Origin of the sequence: Myroides sp. A21, assembly GCF_000807225.1 — a bacterium.
Taxonomy (GTDB): Bacteria; Bacteroidota; Bacteroidia; order Flavobacteriales; family Flavobacteriaceae; genus Flavobacterium; species Flavobacterium odoratimimum.
Map to the genome: position 1 here is coordinate 2,814,649 of NZ_CP010327.1, position 22,096 is coordinate 2,836,744.

The following is a 22,096-nucleotide window of genomic DNA, read 5'->3' on the forward strand; positions in this document are numbered from 1 at the left end:
TTGTTATTTAAAATTAATTTAAATAATGAGACCGTTTAAGGAAGTATTTTTTTGTTTTTTACTACTTCTGTTACCTTGTTTAGTAAATGCTCAAGGAACTGTAGGTAAAGTAAAAGGAATCGTTTATGATTCACAGAAAACTCCCATTATAGGAGTATCTGTTTCTATTAAAGGAAGTACAATTGGTGTTCAGACAGATCTAGATGGGAAGTTTGAATTACAGCACACAACAGGACAACATACAATACTGTTTAATTACGTAGGTATGGTTGAAGAGAGCAGAACTGTTCAATTTAATACAAGCCCAAAATCATTGAGTATTACTATGCAAGATGAGCCTTCTGTATTAGATGATGTTGTGGTTAGTGTAAAAGGTAAAGTAGATGCTTTAAAAGAGCAAGCTTTTACAGTAAGTGCTGTGGATATGCAAAAGATAGCTAATAGTACTTATGATTTAAATCAAATACTGAATAAAAGTAGCGGTATCAAAGTTAGACAACAAGGTGGTGTAGGGTCTGATTATAATTTTTCTGTAAACGGGATGTCCGGAAAAGCAGTTAAGTTTTTTGTAGATGGAGTTCCGTTAGAGATGTTAGGTAAAGGAGTGGATATGAATACACTTCCTATTAATATGGCTCAACGTGTAGAGATATATAAAGGAGTTGTTCCTGTTCATTTGAGTACTGATGCCATGGGAGGTGCAGTGGATATTATTACGAATGGTAGTTCTAAAGATTATTTAGATGCAAGTTATATGACAGGATCTTTTAATACCCATAAAGTTAATTTAAATGGACAATTAAAAGATAAGGGTACTGGAATTATCATGAGACTGAATAGTGCTTATAATTACTCAGATAATGATTATAAGATGCGTGATATGAAGATCTATAATCCCCAAGCTGAGAAGTATGAGTATAGAGATGTAAAACGTTTCAATGATCGCTACAAATCTTTATTTGTAATGGCAGAGTTGGGAATAGAGGATAAGTCATGGGCAGATATGTTATTCGTAGGAGTGTCACATTCTTTATTTGATAAACAAATTCAGACAGGATCTAATCAAGAGATTGTGTATGGAGGAGTGAAGAGAGAAGGAGATGCGAATAATTACTTTTTAAAATATAAGAAGAAAGATCTATTGAACGATCGCTTTGATATCAATTATTATTTAGGGTATTCTAAGAGTCTAGAAAAAGGAACGGATACTTTAATGAGAAAATACAGTTGGGACGGAAGTTATGTTCCTGCTGCAGGAAGTGAACTTTCTAACCCTTCTTTAAGTAGACAACACAGAGATCGTGTATTCTCTCAATTAACTACAGAGTATAGATTAAGTGATTCTCACAAGTTTAACTTTAATTATATGTTAGATTATGTGAAGAATCAATCTTATAATTTATTATACGATAAGAGAGAAGATGCTTATCCTACGAAAATGACAAAACAGATTTTCTCTATTAACTATCAACAAGATTGGTTTGATAAGAGATGGACTAATGTGTTTTTTGGAAAGTATTACTTAGTTGATTTAGATAAGACTGTCTTTGACTCTTCTACACGTAAGGATGTACCTGTTAAAAATCAATCAGGAGATTGGGGATATGGTGTAGCGAGTACTTTTAAAATTACCAATGAACTAGGTTTAAAAGCTTCTTTTGAAAAGTCATTCCGTTTATTAGAACCAGAAGAAATATTTGGTGATGGTGTGTCTATTACTAGTAACTTAGCTCTACGCCCTGAGAGTAGTAATAACTTTAACTTAGGGGTGTATTATAGCCAACGTTTTGACGATCACTTCGTACGTTTTGATGCAGCTGGCTATATTAGAGATACGAAGGATTATATTTATACAGTTCCTAATTTATTCAATAGTACTTTTAAATACGAGAACTTATCTAATATCTTCACTAGAGGAGTTGAAGGAGAATTTAACTATCAGTATAAGAATATCCTTAATATTATGGCGAATATTACTTATAACTATGCTTATGACAATACGAAATACGCTAATAATAGTGATAATGTAGAGTCTGCTACCTATAAAAAAGAAGTACCAAATCAGCCTTGGTTATATGGTAATATAGATGTGAGTATAGGGCAAGATGATTGGTTCCAAAAAGATTCTCGTATTGAGTTAACTTATGGGGTATCTATGACAGAATGGTTCTATAAAAACTGGCAGTCTTATGGAAATAAAAAGAATATTCCAACGATTCCTCGCCAGACATTACACGATGTAGGAATCAATTATTCGATAGCAAAAGGGAAGTATAACTTTGCTTTGAATTGTACTAATATTGGAAATGCTCTTGCTTATGACAACTTTAAGCTTCAAAAACAAGGTAGAGCATTTTATTTCAAATTCAGATATTCTTTAAAATAGACATTACAGATGAAAAATAAATCATATACAATCTTATCTATGATCTTATTGCTTTTTACAGTGATAGGATGTAGTAAAGAACCATCTCAGAGTGGTGGTTTTGAAGGAGAAAAAGATTATAAGTATTTCTTATTATCAGCATTGGGAAGTTGGCCTAATACGGTTCATTATATTACAGCTACCAATGATGTGACACAAGGAGTTATGGATCTGAATAGAGAAGGTGATGAAATTAACTCTAAAGGAACGTATTCTTATATCGTTAAGAATGGGTATATCTATAACTATAAAACAGATCAAGGAGTATTTAAAAAGTTTAAATATACAAATGATAAGCTAGTTACAGAGATAGAAGTGCCTTTCTCTTATATTAATGACGTGAGTGCTTATACATGGGCTGATGATAACACTTTGATTCTTTTTGGAGATACAAGTGATATAGAGCGCATCCGATATACAGTTTTTAATACAACAAATCTTAAAATAGTAAAACAAGGAGAAGTGTCTGGTCTAGAGCCTTTCCCTCAAGGATATGACCATTATTCAATAGGTTCTGCAGCTTATATAGATGGAGTGCTGTATTTACAGTACGGTTTTAGAAATGCAAAATGGTTGACACCTAATTTCTATAATTTAGCCTCTATTTCATATCCAGACTTTAAAGTAATCAAATCAGAAGCAGACACTCGTAGTAGTGGAGCTAGTAATGGTTCTCCTTATTTTAAAACTTCTTTTGTAAAGGATAATGACAGCTTCTACTATAGTTGTTTTACACGTACGAATTCAGAAAGTAATGATATTTATTTGTTTAGAATTAAGACAGCAGAGGGAGTGATAGATAGATCTTACGAAATTAATTTGACGCAAGTATTAGGTGGATTAAAGCCTGAAACAGCGATGAATTATATCGGAGACAATAAAATGATTATTGGGTATAGAGACCCTGCTAAAGGAGGAAGTTATAATGGAAAATACGCTATTATAGATTTGGAGACTAGATCAGTTGTAAGACAGCTGACAGAATTACCTTTAGATGAACCGTATGAACTAGGTTTCTTTGTTCAAGATAAGAAAGTATACTTAGCGATTAATAGTGCAGAAGAAGGAAACTATGTTTGGATTTATGATCTAAAAACAGACAAGGTTACTAAGGGAATGACACTTCCTGATAAGATATCAGGATTTGCACGTTTCGATAAATTCTATGATTAATAAATTAGAATAATAAGTTTGATTTTTTATAGGAAGGAATATCTTTCTATTAGTTTGGTTAGGTTTGAAGCCACTTCCTTGGGAGTGGCTTTTTTATTTAGGATATTCTTCATAAGCTTTGAATAAGTTTCGGAGCATCTTGAACAGAGTCGTACTGTTTTCTTTGGTGCTTTCGAGTTTACTTTTTCGCTTAGCAGTGAAGGTGAATGATTCATTGGGTGTAAGGATAGTTCCTTCTAAGTAATTAGTATCGATTAGGGAAGTTTGAAGAAGAGTAGGTCTATCTTTAGACATAGAAGAACAGATAAAGCCATCTTGAGTCATTACACCTTCAAAACCTTCATTTCTTGTTGTACGTGCGATTAGAGTACCTTCATTTTGGAATAAATGGAAGTTCTCTATTTTATAGTATTCTGTAAATTTAATTGGAGAATCTTGTTCTGAGAAGGTAAACTCCCACTGACCAGTTACATTAATAGTTGTATATGTTGTTGGAATAGAGAAGCGAGGTTCTTCTGTCTTATAGGCTATAAAAGGGATGGTAACTAAAGTATTTTCACCTTTCTTATCTTCAAATATTCCTTTAATCGTATCGCTTTGTATAATTCCTTTTAGATGGATATGACCGCTGTAATCTAAAGGGTTGATAAAACTATCACGAGCTATTTTGGTATATTCTTTTTGATTTGTAATTGGACCATCTGTAAAGACAGTGCGGTAACCATGAATATTAAGTGGAATGCTATCTAGTGTGAAAATAACAGGAACATTGATTCCTTTTATAGTAAAATAGGCTTTCCATCGGATAGAAGAATCAGTGTAATCTTGATTGCTTAATTTATCTGTACAACCATTCAAGAGTAAGATCATTAGAAAAGAGATAAAAAGAGATCGAATAACAAACATGGATAGAAAATGTAGTGAAACAATAGGTTATAAACACTAAAACCTTTGCATAGAATGAACTATTTATCCAAAGGTAAGCTTTTATAGTTAGCTTCTATATCATCTATATATTACTTCTATTATTTTGATATAAATAAGAATTTAAATAGAAGTTTTTTTATCATTTATTCTAGGCCAAAAAAGTATATATTTGATAGGAACAGAGAAGTTGTTTTGTGTTATTCTTATAACTCTTTTTATGGATGAAAATATAGTAAAAACGCTTGTTAATAAATTAATGAAGTCAGCACAGCTTATACTGACTTTTGCTTATTTATTGGCTATAGGGATAGGGATGTTGTTTAATAATCAGAAGTACAATGCTTTTGGTATTAATATTTTTGATTACTCTTCTATTTTTGATTTTTTGATAGCTCCTTTTGCAGACTTTAGAATAGTAGCTTTTGCTATTATGACAATGATTATTACTTATCTATTGTTTAAAGGTGATGCATATTGGAAAGAGAAATTTCCTGCTAATTATAGTAAATCAATATTTAATCTTGAACAATATTCTTGGTATAGAAAGATAAAAGGAGGTGTGTTTATCTTTATTTTTATCTGGTATCTTATACTGATGGCACAGTATTATGGCAAGCGAACTTATGTTGAAACACTACAACAAGAAACGACTAAAATAGAGTATATAGGAGGAGATGTGATAGAAGGAATCCTTATAGGGAAGACCAGTGATATGTTGTTTTTATATGTAAATCAAGAAGTAAAAGCCATACCTATATCTGCGAATCTAAAGACTATACAGATTAAATGATAAAGGCTGTCCATTGGACAGCCTTTTGCTTTTATTTCTTCGGAGCATTGTCTATGAACATCTGCTTTACTTTAGCTACGTCATAGCTTTTATCTGCTTCTAATTCACCAGAGGAAATTACATTAGTTGTTTTTCCTTCTCCATTGATTACGATGAAGAATGGATAACCTAATTTTTGTCCTTCAGGAGCATATTTTTCAAATGCTTTAGCATTTTTGTGTTTAGCTGTATAATTTAAATGATAATAAACATAGTTCGCATCAACTACAGTTTTTATATCTTGATTTTTTTGTACAAAATCATTAAAACGAAGACACCAGATACACCAGTTACCACCAGCTTGTACAAAAACGTTTTTGCCTTCAGCTTTAGCCTTTGCGATTAGTTCTGTTATTTTAGCATCACCATCTTCTTCCTCATTATATGGTTTTGCTAATGCCTCTTTTTCTTTGGCAATAGCTTGTTTAGCAGCTGCTGTATCTATTGCAGTAGTAGGTGTATTATCAGAGGTAGTTGCCTCTGTATCTGTTGCTACTTGTTCTGTTTTAACCTCTTGTTTACAGCTTACTAATGTTAATACTGTTGCTAGTACTAGAGATGATAAAACTAATTTTTTCATATTTGTTAGGTTTATGTATTGTTGTTTCTAAATGAAATTCTGCGAAATGTAATAAAAATTAATAAGATATTGCATATATAGGATTACATTTACCATGAATATGGTATCTGTTATGCTCAATATATTTTTTCAACGTTTTAATCTATTCTCAGAAGAAGAGATAGGTGATATTGTTGCTTTATTTGTACAACGCAATATCGCTAAGAATGACTATCTCGTAAAGGAAAATGACTATTGTGAAGAAATAGCCTTTATTGAATCAGGCGTATTTCGCTCCTTTTATACAAACGAAAAAGGAGATGAATTGACTTACTGCTTTCGTTTTCCAGATGATTTAATAGGAGCTTATTCTGCATTTATCACTGGAGGTAAGAGTATAGAGAGTATTCAGGCGATTGTTAATGCGGTAGTTTGGTCTATTCAGAAGAAAGATCTCGATGCCTTAGTAGATAGATTACCTCAGTGGACTACTTTTTTAAAGATCATTGCTGAGCAACAGTATTTAGAATTAGAACGCAGAGTAATACAGTTTCAGCGAGAGACTGCCTCTGAACGCTATAAGAATCTATTGATACATCACCCTAATTTTGTACAGTATATTCCGTTACAGTATTTGGCTTCTTATTTAGGAATTACCCAAAGACATTTGAGTCGTATTAGAAAAGAGATTACTTTTTAGACATTTGTCCAGTATTTAGACCTCTATAGGTTATTAGTTTTGTCTGTAAATCAAATCAATTATGCAGAACAATGTTTTAATCATAGGAGGTAAGGGGTTAGTAGGGAGTACTATAGCTCGTATCTTAAAAGAGCGAAACCCTCAATACAATATAATCTTAGGAACTAGAGCTCCTAAAGATCTACAGAAAGAAGTACAGATAGATGTCAATAGCCCATCTTCATTAGAAGTTATTCTATCTAGAAGTATCGATTTAATTATTTTATCTGTTAATGACCAGAAGGATCATGTACTTCGTTTTGCGATAGAGCATGGAATAGATTATTTGGATATCACTAAACCAACACCAGCTTTACATAAGGCATTACAGATTACTACAGAATATACTAAGTTTAATAGCCGTATTGTATTTGGCTCAGGTTGGATGGGAGGGATTGTTCCTGGATTAGTCAAATCTGCTGTACCTGCTACAGAAAAAATAGAGAGTGTACAGCTGATGGTGTATTACTCTATAAAAGATAAAGCAGGCGAAAGTTCAGCTCATTTTATGGCAGAACATGTAGCAACCCCTTTTGTTCAGTATCAAAAGAATCAACCTAAGGAAGTTTTACACTTTTTAGATAGTGAATCTTATTGTTTCTCTTTTGGGTTGAGAAATAGGCAAGTTTACAACTTTGATACTCCTGATTTATATATTTTGAATCAAGTAGAAGCTGTACCTACCGTAAGTGTGAAGATGACTTACAATTCTAAGTTTGTAACTCGTGTATTAGGTTGGATGCAGCAGTTCGGTGTATTTAAAAGAATGTCTTTAAAGGCAAGGAGAAAGACATTTGGAGGTAGTGGAGCAGGAGATATCTCAGTATTCGAAATCATTATTAAAGGCTCTCAGCAAGTAAGGAGAATTTTATTAAAGAGTGATAGAGGACAGGCAGAATTGACTGCTTTATCAGCCGTATTACATACAGAGGTATTATTTAGTAATGAAGTTCTACCTGGACAGTATTTTGCACATCAACTTCACGAAGAAAAAGCACTTTTCACAGGCCTACAACAATATGACTCTATAACAGTAAAAGAGATATAATGAAGAGAATAATAGTTATCAATGGACATCCTAATAAGGATTCTTTAAATTTTGGGATAGTAGAAGCTTATGTAAAAGGGGCAAAGAACAGTGGAGCAGAAGTGAGAGAAATCACAGTAGCGAAGATAAACTTTAATGCGAACTTGCAGTTTGGTTATCAGAAACGCATGGAACTAGAACCAGATTTAGTAAAGGCGATAGATGATATTAAATGGGCTGATCATCTTGTATGGGTACATCCTGTATGGTGGGGTGGACTTCCCGCTTTATTAAAAGGGTTTATCGATAGAATATTTCTACCAGGTATTATGTATCAGTATAGAGAGAATAGTTTGTTATGGGACAAATTACTGAAAGGCAAAACAGCTCATATTATTACTACACTAGACCAGCCAGGATGGTATTATCGCTTGATGTATGGAAGACCTAGTGTTAATCAATTAAAGAAGTCAACACTACAGTTCTGTGGTGTATCTCCCGTAAAAGTGACTTATATTGGGATTGTTAGAAACTCTAAAGAAGAGCAGAGAGTGAAGTGGATTGCCAAAGCAGAGCAGCTAGGGAAACAATTGAAGTAAGAGTAATCTTGATTTTTGTTTTTATAGATAGTATAAGAACTATAAAGATGAGAAGAGATAAATCTGTACTTTGTCCTATAAAATCTCCTATAAGAGTAAGAATAAAGAATAAGAACGCTATTAGTTTTGTAATGTCAAAATAATAGCGTTTTTTTATTCTATATAAATATCAACGTTATTATTCAATTTTAAAAAAGACAACAAAAAATGGAAGAGTTTATAGACTTTGACAATTTAAAACGTCCTGTTTTAGTTCAATTTTATGCTGATTGGTGTGCTCCATGTAGAACACTATCAGGTATAATAGATCATATAGAGGAGGATATAGAAGCCAAAGTAGATTTGATAAGAGCAAATATAGATCAGTGTAAGGACTTAAAAGAAGAGTTTTTTGTGCGCTCTGTACCCACGATGATTTTATTAAATAAGCAGGGAGATATCTATTGGCGTCAGACAGGTGTTGTTGCTCCACAAGAGATTATGAAGCACGTGTGGCAAGTAGATAAAGAATAATTTAAAGAATTGAAATAATGAATAACGTTGTATTATTAATTGAGTATGCTTTATTATTAGGCATAGGAGCTACTATATTTATGGATATTTATGCAGTAGCGATTAAGAAACTATTTAATATTCCATCATTGGACTATGCGATGGTGGGGAGATGGATAGGATCTTTTACGAAAGGAGTGTTTAGTCACCCTAATATTATGCAGGCTACTCCAGTGAAGAATGAGAGAGTATTAGGATGGATAGCACATTACTTCATTGGTATAAGTTTTGCTTTTGTATTATTGTTAATTTGTGGTGTAGAGTGGCTTATAGCACCTACATTTTTACCTGCACTAGTGATAGGAGTGGCTACGACAGTGTTTCCATTCTTTATAATGCAACCAGCCTTTGGGTTTGGAATAGCAGCTTCTAAAACACCTAAACCGAATACAGTGAGGTTGAGAAGCCTTCAAGCACACACTATTTACGGGATAGGGTTATATGTAGCAGGATGGGTATTATCTCTAATTATTAGATAAAAAGTAAGGATATAAATGAGTCAAAGTAATAAAGATATAAAGGAAATAGAATCAATAGAAGATTTTAAGAATCATTTTTTGGTTTCTGAAGGAGGCATTTGTGGTGAGTGCAATAAACTGCGTTATAAAGAAGGGGCAGGTTATATGGAGGTCTTGTCTTTAGCTGATTTGAGACAGCACAATGATTTGTTTTTAGGCAGTCGTACGCGCAAGCGATTTTATAGTATGGTGTTAGTCACTAAAGGTGCAGTTACCGAAGTCATAGGACATAAAGAATACCGATTAGGTGAGCAGATGATGTACTTTATTTCTGATAACCAATTACACCAAATAAAAGAATGGACGAATGACCTAGAAGGGTTTATGTGTCTATTTGATTCAGATTATTTTTTACTTTGTATCAAACATCAAATCAAATTGAATAGCTTTCCTTTTTTTCAATTGGACAAGGCTCCTTATGTTGAGCTTACAGAACGTGAGGTAGAGATGATGAGTCATCTGTTTTGGAAGTTAAATCAAGAGCAATGTCAAAAAGAAACTTTTAATGATGATTTGTTAGTGCGTATGTTCTTGAATATTATCTTAATAGAGGCAGAGCGAATATACAATCAACAGACTACATCAACTCCTTTTGTATTGTCTAGAAAAGAGCAGTTAGTAGCCAAGTACCAACTATTGGTGACCCAAAATGCTATTGAGTTAAAGCAAGTAAATCAGTATGCAGAGTTGTTACATGTACATCCTCATTACCTTAATGATATTGTTAAAGAAATTACTAATCAGCCTGCTAGTTATTTTATACACAAGTATCTGATAGAAGAAGCTAAATCAAGACTGATACAGACGAATGATACAGTTGCTCAGATAGCTATAGATTTAAATTTTACAGAGGAATCTTATTTTGGTCGTTTCTTTAAAAAGAAAACTGATTTAACCCCTCTTCAATATAGAAAGCAGCACAAACAGCATTAATAACTTACCTATATAAAACCAAAATAGAGACCCTAAGGTCTCTATTTTTATACATAATTGATTCTTATTAATGTCCTGCACCAGCAATGATCTTACCAGCTCCTTTTTTAATCAATAAGAGTATAAAAGGAATACAAATAAGAAATAGTACCCCTAAGAACATAAATACATCCATATAGGTTAATACTGTTGCTTGTTTAGTCACTCCTAGGTCTAGTAGGGTGTATGCCTTCTGAAGTGCTTCATCTGTAGGGAATCCTTTCGCTATAAAGCTTTGTTGTAGGGCAATTACACGATTCCCACCCAATCTATATCCACAATACACATCATGACATTAGCACGGATTTAAGGTTGTAATCCGGGCCATATATTTGCCCAATCTATATCCACAACGGTAGAGCTGTATTACATACAGTCTCCATCCAGTATCCGCAATATATATTACCTCATGCCCGAAGGGCGCCCATTCCTAATTCCTAATTATTAATTCCTAATTAGGAATTAGGGGATACTTCTATTTTTAAAAGAATAGCAAGAAATGGATTGTGAGAAAAAAGCAGAATCTATTTCTTTGTATACTTGTATTAAAGAAGTTAGTCATGGAAGTAAGTAAACAATATGAAAAGGCAAGACAAGCTATAGCGTATATCGTAGCTAACCATTACGCACAACCTAATTTATCAGAGATAGCAACAGCAGTTGGGTTAAGCGAATATCATTTTCAAAGATTATTTACAGAATGGGTAGGAAGTAGTCCTAAGCAGTTTTTGAGATATATAACCTTAAACTATGCTAAGTATGTTATCAAAGAGCGATTAGAACAGACCTTGTTTGACGTTGCAGATGAGGTAGGGTTGAGCAGCAGTAGTCGTTTACATGATATGTTTGTCTCTATAGAAGGCATGACTCCTAATGAGTACGCAAATAAAGGAGCGTCTTTAGAGATTGCCTATAGTTATTGGGATACCTTGTTTGGACAGGTGGTAGTAGCTTCTACACCTAAAGGGATTTGTCATATCGCTTTTACTTCTGAGCATAGTGATGGATTAGAGCGTATTCATGCAGATTTTTCTAATGCTGTATTAGTAGAAGAAAGGAAGGGTATACACCAGGCTGTGATCGATATATTAAACAGAGAAGGAGATCTGACACAAGTCAAATTACACCTTAAAGGAACTCCTTTTCAGCTTAAGGTATGGGAAGCTTTATTACAAATTCCAGAAGGACAATTAACAACTTATGGTGGTCTAGCAGACAGATTAAATAATGCAGGAGCGAGTAGAGCTGTAGGTACTGCTATTGGTCGGAATCCTGTAGCAGTATTAATACCTTGTCACCGCGTGATACAGCAGACAGGTTTGTTAGGAGGATATATGTGGGGAGCAGAGAAGAAGCAGTTAATTGTGGGTTGGGAATTAAGTAAAACACATGAATAAATTACATTCACAGTAGAAAATATACTGTATAGAAGAGTGTCCATAGTGGATGCTCTTTTTGCTTTATGGTAGTTCCATACTAAAACTGATAGAATAATTTATTTTTTGAAAAATAATCCCAAAAAAGTAGATTATTTTTTTGATTTTGTCTCTTATTTTTCTCTGAAAAAATCAAAATAGACCTCTTTTTACTCTCTTTTTTTAGCTATTTGCCCTCTTTTTTAGCCTTTTACTCCTACTAAGTGAATTTTTAGAATCATTTTTTTTAATTTAAAAATGATGTAATGTGTTGATACATAGTTGTTTGTTTGGGTTTTAATAAGAATTGAAGTTATTCTGGATTACTTGTAATCCCAGTAAATAAGGGGCTTCATAGCAGATCCTTGGACAATTATAGGAGTATAGTAGGACAATACTTGGGTATAGCGGGCTTTTGTCCAAGGATAGTCCTTTTATTGATCTAGTATTCTTTTAGGATGTGACTTGAAGGATAAATCTAGAATTTGTGGTAGTCAAATACTGCAATGCAATTCTATCTTATGGTTCCTTCATTAGTTCTAAAACCATACTATCGTAGGCTTATATCTTTAATTCAGACCTATTTTGTATTTATATGCTTATCGGATAGTTTGGGTTAAAATGCGCATATAGGATAGTGAGGGAGAGGAATAATCATAGAGGTTCTAAGCGATATGTATATAAATGTATTGAGGCGAAACTGTGTAAGCTCGCCTCAATGTATTAGGGTTAGGTTTGATTAACGTTGATTTAGGGTTAATGAACTCCAGTATGACAGAGCTAATAGCACACCTGCTATGAATATAAAACCTAGTGATGTGATAGGCTCTCCCATCCCTAAGTGTGCGATAGCGGCAGAGATAATATTAATGGTAAACCCTGCGTAAGCAAAACCTCTTATCGTAGAAGATAAGAAAGGGAGTAATATCACTATAGCTCCTAAAGCCTTAGCTATAGCGAGTTCTACTCTGAAATAATCAGGAAAACCTAGGTAAACAAAGGCCTCTTTCATCTCTTCTGTTGCTACATAGTTATAGGCACTAAATAACATAAATAAAGAAAATAGACTTGTAGATACCCAGAATGTAATTTTAGAATTCTTCATTTTTAAGTGTTTTTATGGCCTATCTAAACAGATAGGTTCTTTTGTGGGTGCAAACATAACTGACTTTAAGGTGGTCTTCTCTATTAGTTTCCTTTTGGGAAGTGGTTTCCTTTTGCACACTACTGTAGAATAAAGTAATTTTAGGGTGAATTAAAAATAGAGCAGATGAAGAAAAAACCAGTGTTGAATAATACAGAACAATGTCAAGTACGTATAGTAGCTATAAAAGATACGATGAGCTTATTATCTGGTAAATGGAAGGTATATATTATCGGAACATTATTACATGGAGGCAAAATGAGGTTTATGGATCTAATGCGAGAAGTAGAAGGGATAGGCACAAAAATGTTGTCAAAAGAATTACATGATTTAGAAGCAAATCATTTGATAAAAAGAACAGTGTTAAATACCAAGCCTATTTCTGTAGAATATGAATTGACAGAGTATGGAAAAACACTAGAAAGAGTGATCGAGGAGATTATGATTTGGGGACAGAAGTACCGTCAAACAGTCTTTAATGAGGGGAAATAGACTGAATATTTATTTTATACTCCTTGTATTTTGTATCTAAAAAGAGCGTAAATTTAATAAGTAATCGTACAGATAGATAAAGTAATGTATTAATACTTATAAAGATAGGATATGACATCACAAGAGGGTAAATCGATAATAAGACAGGCAGTGATTAAAGGCAAAACAGAGTACTGTCATCTCATCTTAGAACCCAAACCTAAGATTGTGTTTACTATAGATGGAAAAATAAGTTCTCATCAGACTACTATTTTAGGCAAGGAGAATGGCTTTTTTTCATGGATGCAGTTTGTAGTGATTATCATGTTTATACTTAGTCTATTGACTTATTATTATGTGGGCTTTTATTATGCACTGATTCCAAGTATTATTACAGCTTATTTGTTGTATGTTATTTATAGTAGTTGGGATATGACTACTGTTCATGTTATAGATAAGCAGGATGTTATAGAAGTTAATTTGGTCAAAAGAACATATCTCTCTGCTACAGGTTTTGATATTCGTTTTAAAGATAGTAAGGGCAACAGAAAAGTGAGAAGATTTTTATTAGCTAATCAAGGAGCTGGTAGAGAGGAGTTTTATGAGATGGCAAAGGAATTGTTTAGAAACTATGGTTATATGTAATATAAAATAGGGAGATTCAAAAAAGAGATCTCCCTATTCAGTTTATAAGCTAAGTATTATATGATCATTATTTCCACCAATGATAGTAGTTGTGTCCTCCATCGTATACGAACCCGCATCTAGGGTATAATACATTCCCTATGTCATTTGTCTTTTCTGTTTCTAGCATTAGTCCACATGCATTGGTTTCTTCACACCATTGTTTTGAACGGTCGATGATTGCTACAGATAACCCTATCCCTCTGTAGTCTGGATGTACAAATAAGTCACTTAATAACCATTGTTTTTCTAATTTGATGTAATGGAATAATTCATAAAGTTGAACGAATCCAACTGCTTGTCCATCTACATATGCTAAGAAGATATGAGACTGGTCATTAGACAGCCGATCAAGTAAGAACTGTTTTCCTTTTTCATAATTTGATTCTTGTCTGTAGAATACTCTATACATATCGAATAGCATAGAGGCATCTTCTAGGTGTTCTAAAGTCGCTTTTACTAAAGTCGCAGTTGTGTTTTTTAGAGTTACTTGTTGTCTTGTTACCCCAGTGTTCGTTGTAGTCATAAATACTTATTGGTTTAAAATTTCGAGGCAAATGTCTCGTAAAAATGGAAAGGGGTTATAGACCAGTTTTAAAATAGTTTAGTAGTCCAAAAGATGGCTTTTGTATTTCAAATTTGTTATTTACTTCTTAGTTTTAAAATTTAATAACAATGATGATGGATTATTTAAAAGTAAAAGATTATTTGAAGAGTAAAGGATTTGATGATCGCTTTATTGAATTTGCAGAGAGTACAGCTACAGTGGAAGAAGCTGCTATTGCAATTGGTTGTGAAAGCGACCAAATTGCCAAAAGTATTACATTATACGCTTTAGAAGAAGGATGTGCTATTCTTGTCGTTGCTTCAGGTAATAGTAAAATAGATAATAGATTGTTTAAAGATACTTTTGGTGTCAAAGCTAAAATGCTTAAATATGATGATGTACAAGAATTAGTGGGACACAGGGTGGGAGGTGTCTGTCCATTTGAGATTAAGAAATCAACTAAGGTTTATTTAGATGAATCACTTAAAAAACATCAAGTGTTGTACCCAGCTGGAGGTAGTGCTAATACAGTTGTACGATTAAAACAAGATGAATTGATTGATTTATGTGATTTTATTTCTTGGGTATCAGTTACTAAATAAAGATAAATTAGCATTCCTTACAGTCTCAATAACTATAAGGGATGTGTAAGTTTCTTAAAAAGTACAAAATCCAAAAATTATACAACAAGTACTCGGAATGGTATAACAAATGAGAATCTCTAGTGTAGTACTTTTGGCGTAGAGATTATGAAAAAATTATTCGTCATATTATTCGCATTTTTGTACACAGGCTTGGCTTCAGGCTTTAGTACATATCAGCACATCTGCCAAGGATTAGTGCAAGAGACGAATATACCTAAATCTCAAGCAAATGAAAAGAACTGCGGTTTCTGTGCTTTAACAGGTAGAACCGTAGAAGAACCTAAGAAGAACTGCTGCCAAGATAAAGTAGAGGTAGTTAAAGTAAAATCAGAGGTTCAGAATAGTTCATTTAAAGTTTTAAAGATTTCTTTCTTTACAGATGCGATATTGCACCGTTATTTCGGAGCAGTATACGAGTATGTGCATACAGTAAGAGATAATTTCACTACTTATACTTATTATTTATACAGAGTCAAAGAAGTACCTCTGTACATTAAGCATTGCGTCTATAGACTTTGATTCATACGATATCATTGAGCTTATCTATTCTTGTAATAGGAATAGATACATCAACAATATTGTATAATTAAACGCATACTTTTACATGAAAATTAATAGGATAGCACTGTTTGTCCTATTGGGTGTGGCATCTATGTCTTATGGACAAAAACTTACCTTAGATGCTGCGTTAAAACAGGCTATAGAACGATATGACCTTATCAAGGTTAAAGAAGCAAAACTTGCTGCTTCTCAAGAAAACACAATTAATCAAAAAGGGAATTACTTCCCAGACTTAACATTCGGTGCCCAACAAAGTTATGGGACGATCAATGCACAGAACGGGCCTCTGTATGCTTATGGAGGACTGGGATCTGCAGCTACCTCTATGCCTTTAGCAGAACAAAATTGGAATGCAGCCTTTGGTTCATTGTATTTTGCTAATGTCAATTGGAATATTTTTTCTTTTGGAAAGACAAAGGAAGGAATCGGTATGGCAAAAGCTCAACAAGAAGTGACGCTTAAGGACTTAGAACAAGAGATTTTCCAACAACAAATAAAAGTAAGTGCTACCTACTTAAATCTTTTGGCTTCTCAGCGTATAAAATATGTGCAACAAAAGAATTTAGAACGCGCGAGAGTATTTCATGAAGTTACAGCTGCCAAGGCAAAGAGTGGCTTGTTACCTCAAGTAGATGAGCGATTAGCTATGGCTGAGGTAGCGAATGCAGAAGCATTGCATATTAAAGCGTATGACAAGGAAATAGAGTTTAATAAGCACTTAGCTGTATTATTAGATGAAGAGGCTAAAGCGTATGCACTAGATGAGGTATTTGTAAATGCTAAACCAGAAGTATTAGACGAGACTTTAGTCAATAGAGATCAGCATCCTATACTATTATGGCAAGAGAGCAAAATAGCACAAAGCGAATCTATGGAACGCCTAGTAACCAAAGGTAGTCTGCCTAGTTTAAATGCTTTTGGGGTGTTGCAAGGTAGAGGATCAGGTTTTAACTGGAATTATGTACAAGACAATAGTGCTTACTCTTCATCTTATGGTGATGGAGTGGGTATTGATAGAAGTAATTATTTAGTAGGGCTTCAATTGACATGGAATATATCTAACTTTTTTAGAACGACTTATAAGCGTAAACAACAAGAGTATATCACAAAGAGCTATGAACATGAATTCGCTCAGATGGACAAAGATTTGGCTAACCAAGTTACTTTGACCAAAGAGAAGTATGTCAATGCTCAGGCTGTGTGGACACAGTCAAAAATACAGTTAGAGGCGGCTGATGTAGCCTTTAAACAGCAAAAAGCTTTATACGATAATGGGTTGAGCAACTTAGTTGATTTCACTCAAGCGCTGTATACTTTACAACGTGCAGAGATAGACTATGAAATAGCTCAAAACAATGTATGGCAATCTTTATTGTTACAGGCTTCTGCTTTCGGTGATATTCAATATTTGTTAAACGCTATTCCCCTAAAATAAGATAGTATGAATTTAATTCGATTTGCCTTGCGCAAGCCAATATCTATTATGGTATTGGTAATAGGACTATTATTCTTTGGAATAAAGTCATCTAAAGAGATTCCAGTAGATATTCTTCCAGAGATGAACTTACCAGTGGTTTATATCGCCCATTCTTTTAATGGGTATACTCCACAACAAATGGAAGGTTACTTCACGAAGATGTATGTAAATATGATGCTTTTTGCCAATGGGATAAAAAGTATTGACACTAAAAATACACAAGGGTTGACCTTGATGAAAATAGAGTTTTATGAAGGGACAGATATGGGAGAGGCGATCGCGTCTATCTCAGCGCTGTCTAATCGTTCGGTAATTTTCTTACCGCCAGGAGCTCCACCACCATTCATTATTCGCTTTGATGCTTCTTCTCAACCAGTAGGACAATTAGTGTTCCGCTCAGAAACGAAGACGAATAATGAGCTTCAAGATATCGCGAACTTTGCTGCGCGCCCTTTCTTGATTAAGATTCCTGGATTGACTACAGCTCCACCATTTGGAGGGTCACCACGTACGATAGAGATCAATATAGATCCAAATAAACTTCGTACGCATCATATGAGCCCAGAGCAAGTGGTAGAGGCAATTAGTAGACAAAACGTAACAATGCCTTCAGGGAACGTGTATGTAGGAGATAAGAACTATCTGACACCGACTAATAACACTTTAAAAACGGTAGAAGAGTTTGGAGATATTCCTTTGTTTAAAGGGCAGGTAGATAATGTGTACTTACGCGATGTGGCTACTGTAAAAGATGGTGCTGATATTACGACTGGTTATGCATTAGTAGACGGTAAACGTTCTGTGTATATCAATATTGCTAAATCTGGTAAGGCTTCTACTTATGATGTGGTAGAACAATTGAAAAAATCTATTCCTCATATACAGAATAACTTACCTGATGATGTAAAGATTTCGTATGAGTTTGACCAATCTGTAAATGTTATTAATGCAGTAAAGAGTTTAATCGTAGAGGGAGTACTAGGAGCCTTATTGACAGGACTTATGGTAATGTTATTCTTAAGAGATCCTAGAGGAGCTTTGATTGTAATTATGACTATTCCGATTGCGATTATTTCAGCAGTCTTGTTTTTAAAGATGTTTGGTCAGACGATTAATATTATGACACTATCAGGATTAGCCTTAGCGATAGGTATTTTGGTAGATGAGAGTACAGTGACGATAGAGAATATACACCAGCACTTTGCCCTCGGTAAGAATAAGGTACAGGCTATCTGGGACGCGTGTAAGGAGATAGCTTTCCCTAAGTTATTAATCTTGTTTAGCATCTTGGCAGTATTCGCACCAGCCTTTATGATGACAGGTATCCCAGGAGCACTATTTATGCCTCTAGCGATGGCAATTGGTTTTGCGATGACGGTTTCGTTCTTACTGTCTCAAACGTTTGTACCGATTATGGCTAACTGGCTGATGAAGTACAATCCTGAGAAACATGCTATTCCTGAAGAAGCTAAAGGTTTCGATAAGTTTAAGAATAGAGTAGTGGCAGGGATTGAGAAAGTGATGCCTATGAAGAAGATCATTGTTATAGGCTCTATTCTAGCTGCTTTCTTAGCTGTAGCAGTAATGTACCAAAATATAGGGAAGGATGTACTGCCAACTGTAAATTCAAGTCAAGTGCAAATGCGTATTACTGCTCCTGAAGGGACACGTATAGAGCATACTGAAATGAAAGTGAAGAAGGTACTGGGTGAATTAGAAGATTTATTTGGTAAAGAGAAGATTGCGATTTCATCAGCGTTTGTGGGACAACACCCTTCATCATTTGCAGTAAGTCCGATCTACTTATATAATGCAGGACCACATGAAGCGTCTATGCAAGTAGCTTTTAAAGATTTTGATGGTAACACAGATGAATTAAAAGACCAAATACGAGGGCGTATTGCAGAGAAGCTACCAGAGTTAAAATTGACTTTTGAGCCAATCGAATTGACTGAAAAGATCTTAAGTCAAGGAACCAATACACCTATTGAGATTCGCGTATCAGGTATGATGCGTAAGATGAATATGATGACTGCTAATAAATTGTTGGCAAAGTTGAAAGAAATCGACTATATGCGTGATCAGAAAATGCCTATCTCGATGAATTATCCATCTTATGAAATTAATATAGACCGCGTACGCGCTGCTCAATTAGGATTAGATGCAATGGATATTGCAAAATCACTAGTGGCGACAACAGCTTCTTCTCGTTACACCAATAGAAATATGTGGGTAGGAGGTATGATGGGAATTGCTTATGACGTACAAGTACAGATGCCACAAAATCAACTGGGAAGTAAGGAAGAATTAGAGAATATCCCACTGAGTAAAAATTCAGATAGACCAGTGCTAAGCGATGTAGCTACTGTAACAGAGTCAAAGGCATTAGCAGAGAGCTATAATGAAGGGACGATGGGATATGTATCTGTAGTAGCTAACGTACACAAAACAGATTTGAATAAAGCAAAAGAAGATGTACAACAAGCTATCGCAGAATTAGGAGAATTACCAAAAGGGGTAAATGTGGAGTTAAAAGGTATGGCTCCTGTATTAGATGATACCATGCAGAGTTTAGCTAACGGTTTATTGATTGCTATTGTGGTTATATTCTTAATGCTAACAGCTAACTTCCAGTCGTTTAAAGTATCGTTTGTGATCCTGACTACAGTACCGTTCGTAATGCTTGGATCACTGTTATTATTAAAAGCAACAGGCTCTACAGTTAACTTACAGTCTTATATGGGAATCATTATGTCGGTCGGAGTATCCATAGCCAATGCAGTATTATTAATTAATAATGCGGAGACGTTGAGAAAGACAGGATGGACATCTACTGCAGCGGCAATAGAAGCTACGAAGTTACGTATCAGACCGATTGCGATGACTACGATAGCGATGATTGCGGGGATGTTACCAATGGCGATAGGACATGGAGAAGGAAGTGAGCAAGTAGCTCCTTTAGGAAGAGCAGTAATTGGAGGATTATTAGCATCGACAGTGTCTGTATTGATTATTTTACCAATGGTATTTGCTTGGGTAATGAATAAAGTAACGAGAGACTCTCCATCATTAGACCCAGAAGACGAAGAAAGTATCCACTATTTACCTATAGATAATAAATAAGAAAGATGAAAAGAATATATATAGCATTAGTTAGTCTAGTAGTATTAACTGCATGTGCAGATAAAAAAACTCCTGAAGTAAAAGAAGTGAAAGATGAAAAAGGAGGGATGAATATGGCAATGAATAAGATGGAGACTATTGGCATAGAGCCAACAAATCCTATCGTTCCATTACAATTACCAGGAGAGTTAAGAGCTGATCAACGTACAGAGCTGTTTGCTAAAGTGAATAGTTATGTAACTGATTTACGTGTAGATATAGGTGATCACGTAAAGAAAGGACAAGTGCTAATGGTATTAGATGCGCCTGAGATTCAGGCGCAAGTATCAAGTGCGCAAGCTAAATGGAAAGCACAAGAGGCAATCTATATCTCAACTAAAGCTACTTATGATAGAACAATAAAAGCGAATGAGACAGAGGGAGCTATCGCACCTGATTATTTGGAGCAAGTGACTGCTAAGATGTTAGCAGATAAAGCACAATTAGCTTCTTCAAAGTCTTCGTATGAAGAAATGAAAAATATAGATCAATATCTAGTGATTAGAGCGCCTTTTGATGGAGTGATTACAGATAGACAGGTAGATAAAGGGGCTTATGTAGGGCCGATGAGTAAAATGCCTTTACTAATCGTAGAGGACACTTCTACACTACGTTTAAACCTATCTATCTCAGAAGCAAATACGCCTTATGTACAAGAGGGAGATACAGTGAAGTTTAAAGTGCGTACACTTCCCCAAAAAGAGTTTACAGGTGTAGTCACTAGAAAGGCGGGTAGTCTAGATTTAAAGTTGCGTTCAGAGCAGATTCAAGCAGATATTAATAATAAAGAACAGTTGTTAAAGCCTAATATGATAGCAGATGCTACTGTAAGCTTAAAAAGTACAGAGCCAACATTCTTTATACTTAAGTCAGCTTTAGTAGAGAGTAATCTTGGGCTGTATGTCATTGAAGTTAGAAATGGTACAGCGTATCATATTAAGGTAGCTAAAGGACGTGCTATGCCTATGATGGTTGAGGTTTTTGGAGAGCTAAGACCAGGTATGAAGATCTTAAAAATGGCAACAGAAGAAATAATGAATGAACAAAAATTAATGTAATAAAAATGATGATTATGAGAACATTTGCAATTAGAAGTTTAGCAGTAGTGGGAGTTAGTTTACTTACTATCGCTTGTGGAGAAACGAAAAAAGAGCCTGTAGCAACAGCTCCAACACATGAAAACCATGCTAATCACGATATGCATTCTATGCATAAAGAAAGTGAGTCAGTAGCAGCTAGAGGACAGTACAAAAGAGGAGATGCTGTACCAAGTGACCTAGTATGTATGGTAAATGATGCTTATATGGGGAATAAACAGTTAGAAGTAGAGCATGAAGGAAAAATGTACTATGGATGTTGTGAAATGTGTAAAACAAGAATCCCTCAAGATGCAACTGTGCGTGCAGCTATAGATCCATATTCTTTAAAATCAGTAGATAAAGCAGAAGCGTATATCGTGATAGTAGGGAATAATGGTGAGGTAGCTTATTTTGAGAATGAAGGGAATTACCAAAAATTCGTTGCAGAACACAAACAGAGTTAATAAAAAGAAATCAGGAGTACTGATATAGTCAGTACTCCTTTTTAAAAACAAAGATTGTATCGAGTTACCATACTATATAGTGAAAGTTTAAAACGAGATATGATCAATCTATTGTTTATTAGGATAAA

At 34.4% G+C, this 22,096-nt stretch carries 23 protein-coding genes; 18 read left to right on the forward strand and 5 right to left on the reverse strand.

Annotated features, from left to right (window positions below):
• Positions 1–25: 25 nt before the first annotated feature.
• Both MYRA21_RS12615 and MYRA21_RS12620 read left to right on the forward strand, forming a co-directional pair.
• Complete coding sequence (locus tag MYRA21_RS12615) at positions 26–2,386, forward strand: TonB-dependent receptor (RefSeq protein WP_006265115.1); 2,361 nt, start codon at positions 26–28, stop codon at positions 2,384–2,386.
• Positions 2,387–2,395: 9 nt separating this feature from the next.
• Positions 2,396–3,598, forward strand: a complete 1,203-nt coding sequence (locus MYRA21_RS12620; protein ID WP_006265116.1) for a hypothetical protein — start codon at positions 2,396–2,398, stop codon at positions 3,596–3,598.
• A 93-nt stretch (positions 3,599–3,691) separates the two neighbouring features.
• Here MYRA21_RS12620 and MYRA21_RS12625 read toward each other — a convergent pair whose 3' ends face one another.
• A complete protein-coding gene (locus MYRA21_RS12625; RefSeq protein WP_039329257.1) occupies positions 3,692–4,468 on the reverse strand; it encodes a hypothetical protein in 777 nt (258 codons plus the stop codon).
• A 226-nt stretch (positions 4,469–4,694) separates the two neighbouring features.
• Between MYRA21_RS12625 and MYRA21_RS12630 the strand changes: the two genes are divergently transcribed.
• Positions 4,695–5,315, forward strand: coding sequence for a hypothetical protein (locus MYRA21_RS12630; protein ID WP_039329259.1), 621 nt, complete (start codon positions 4,695–4,697; stop codon positions 5,313–5,315).
• Positions 5,316–5,346: 31 nt separating this feature from the next.
• Here the strand turns inward: MYRA21_RS12630 and MYRA21_RS12635 are convergent, their stop codons facing one another.
• Positions 5,347–5,934: a thioredoxin family protein gene (locus MYRA21_RS12635; protein WP_039329261.1), complete on the reverse strand. Its 588-nt coding sequence runs from the start codon at positions 5,932–5,934 to the stop codon at positions 5,347–5,349.
• 94 nt (positions 5,935–6,028) lie between these two features.
• On the opposite strand from MYRA21_RS12635, the gene MYRA21_RS12640 reads away from it, so the two are divergent.
• The 6 genes from MYRA21_RS12640 to MYRA21_RS12665 all read left to right on the forward strand — a co-directional run bounded on the left by MYRA21_RS12640 (position 6,029) and on the right by MYRA21_RS12665 (position 10,281).
• Complete coding sequence (locus tag MYRA21_RS12640; RefSeq protein WP_025125607.1) at positions 6,029–6,613, forward strand: Crp/Fnr family transcriptional regulator; 585 nt, start codon at positions 6,029–6,031, stop codon at positions 6,611–6,613.
• Between the two features lie 61 nt (positions 6,614–6,674).
• Complete coding sequence (locus MYRA21_RS12645; protein WP_039329262.1) at positions 6,675–7,700, forward strand: saccharopine dehydrogenase NADP-binding domain-containing protein; 1,026 nt, start codon at positions 6,675–6,677, stop codon at positions 7,698–7,700.
• Positions 7,700–8,278 carry an NAD(P)H-dependent oxidoreductase gene (locus MYRA21_RS12650; RefSeq protein ID WP_006260988.1) on the forward strand — a complete coding sequence of 193 codons (579 nt, stop codon included), beginning with the start codon at positions 7,700–7,702 and terminating at the stop codon, positions 8,276–8,278. The genes MYRA21_RS12645 and MYRA21_RS12650 overlap by 1 nt, the downstream gene beginning before the upstream one ends.
• A 207-nt stretch (positions 8,279–8,485) precedes the next feature.
• The gene (locus tag MYRA21_RS12655; protein ID WP_006260989.1) at positions 8,486–8,791 is read left to right on the forward strand and encodes a co-chaperone YbbN; all 306 of its coding nucleotides are present in this window, start codon (positions 8,486–8,488) and stop codon (positions 8,789–8,791) included.
• Between the two features lie 17 nt (positions 8,792–8,808).
• On the forward strand, positions 8,809–9,309 hold the full coding sequence (locus MYRA21_RS12660) for a DUF2938 domain-containing protein (RefSeq protein WP_039329265.1): 501 nt from the start codon (positions 8,809–8,811) through the stop codon (positions 9,307–9,309).
• Positions 9,310–9,324: 15 nt separating this feature from the next.
• The gene (locus MYRA21_RS12665; protein WP_039329267.1) at positions 9,325–10,281 is read left to right on the forward strand and encodes a helix-turn-helix domain-containing protein; all 957 of its coding nucleotides are present in this window, start codon (positions 9,325–9,327) and stop codon (positions 10,279–10,281) included.
• Between the two features lie 67 nt (positions 10,282–10,348).
• Here MYRA21_RS12665 and MYRA21_RS12670 read toward each other — a convergent pair whose 3' ends face one another.
• The gene (locus MYRA21_RS12670) at positions 10,349–10,588 is read right to left on the reverse strand and encodes a hypothetical protein (RefSeq protein ID WP_230486150.1); all 240 of its coding nucleotides are present in this window, start codon (positions 10,586–10,588) and stop codon (positions 10,349–10,351) included.
• Between the two features lie 292 nt (positions 10,589–10,880).
• Between MYRA21_RS12670 and MYRA21_RS12675 the strand changes: the two genes are divergently transcribed.
• Positions 10,881–11,717, forward strand: coding sequence for a methylated-DNA--[protein]-cysteine S-methyltransferase (locus MYRA21_RS12675; RefSeq protein WP_016649558.1), 837 nt, complete (start codon positions 10,881–10,883; stop codon positions 11,715–11,717).
• 757 nt (positions 11,718–12,474) lie between these two features.
• Here MYRA21_RS12675 and MYRA21_RS12680 read toward each other — a convergent pair.
• Positions 12,475–12,840: a DoxX family protein gene (locus MYRA21_RS12680; RefSeq protein WP_006259183.1), complete on the reverse strand. Its 366-nt coding sequence runs from the start codon at positions 12,838–12,840 to the stop codon at positions 12,475–12,477.
• A 165-nt stretch (positions 12,841–13,005) separates the two neighbouring features.
• Between MYRA21_RS12680 and MYRA21_RS12685 the strand changes: the two genes are divergently transcribed.
• Together MYRA21_RS12685 and MYRA21_RS12690 are read left to right on the forward strand one after the other, a co-directional pair.
• Positions 13,006–13,371: a helix-turn-helix domain-containing protein gene (locus tag MYRA21_RS12685; protein ID WP_006259182.1), complete on the forward strand. Its 366-nt coding sequence runs from the start codon at positions 13,006–13,008 to the stop codon at positions 13,369–13,371.
• Between the two features lie 111 nt (positions 13,372–13,482).
• A complete protein-coding gene (locus MYRA21_RS12690; protein ID WP_039329270.1) occupies positions 13,483–13,995 on the forward strand; it encodes a hypothetical protein in 513 nt (170 codons plus the stop codon).
• A 67-nt stretch (positions 13,996–14,062) separates the two neighbouring features.
• Here the strand turns inward: MYRA21_RS12690 and MYRA21_RS12695 are convergent, their stop codons facing one another.
• Entirely contained in the window at positions 14,063–14,560 is a 498-nt protein-coding gene (locus MYRA21_RS12695) for a GNAT family N-acetyltransferase (protein WP_006259180.1), read from the reverse strand.
• A 155-nt stretch (positions 14,561–14,715) separates the two neighbouring features.
• Here MYRA21_RS12695 and MYRA21_RS12700 point away from each other — a divergent pair, with 155 nt between their 5' ends.
• From MYRA21_RS12700 to MYRA21_RS12725, 6 genes are all read left to right on the forward strand, one after another.
• Complete coding sequence (locus MYRA21_RS12700; RefSeq protein ID WP_036474227.1) at positions 14,716–15,183, forward strand: YbaK/EbsC family protein; 468 nt, start codon at positions 14,716–14,718, stop codon at positions 15,181–15,183.
• 147 nt (positions 15,184–15,330) lie between these two features.
• Entirely contained in the window at positions 15,331–15,744 is a 414-nt protein-coding gene (locus tag MYRA21_RS12705; RefSeq protein WP_016649555.1) for a hypothetical protein, read from the forward strand.
• Positions 15,745–15,829: 85 nt separating this feature from the next.
• Positions 15,830–17,221 (forward strand): TolC family protein, encoded by a 1,392-nt coding sequence (locus MYRA21_RS12710; RefSeq protein WP_016649554.1) that lies wholly within the window; start codon positions 15,830–15,832, stop codon positions 17,219–17,221.
• 6 nt (positions 17,222–17,227) lie between these two features.
• Entirely contained in the window at positions 17,228–20,386 is a 3,159-nt protein-coding gene (locus MYRA21_RS12715; protein ID WP_016649553.1) for an efflux RND transporter permease subunit, read from the forward strand.
• 5 nt (positions 20,387–20,391) lie between these two features.
• The gene (locus MYRA21_RS12720; RefSeq protein ID WP_039329273.1) at positions 20,392–21,483 is read left to right on the forward strand and encodes an efflux RND transporter periplasmic adaptor subunit; all 1,092 of its coding nucleotides are present in this window, start codon (positions 20,392–20,394) and stop codon (positions 21,481–21,483) included.
• 14 nt (positions 21,484–21,497) lie between these two features.
• Positions 21,498–21,968 (forward strand): hypothetical protein, encoded by a 471-nt coding sequence (locus MYRA21_RS12725; protein WP_016649551.1) that lies wholly within the window; start codon positions 21,498–21,500, stop codon positions 21,966–21,968.
• Positions 21,969–22,096 lie beyond the last annotated feature (128 nt).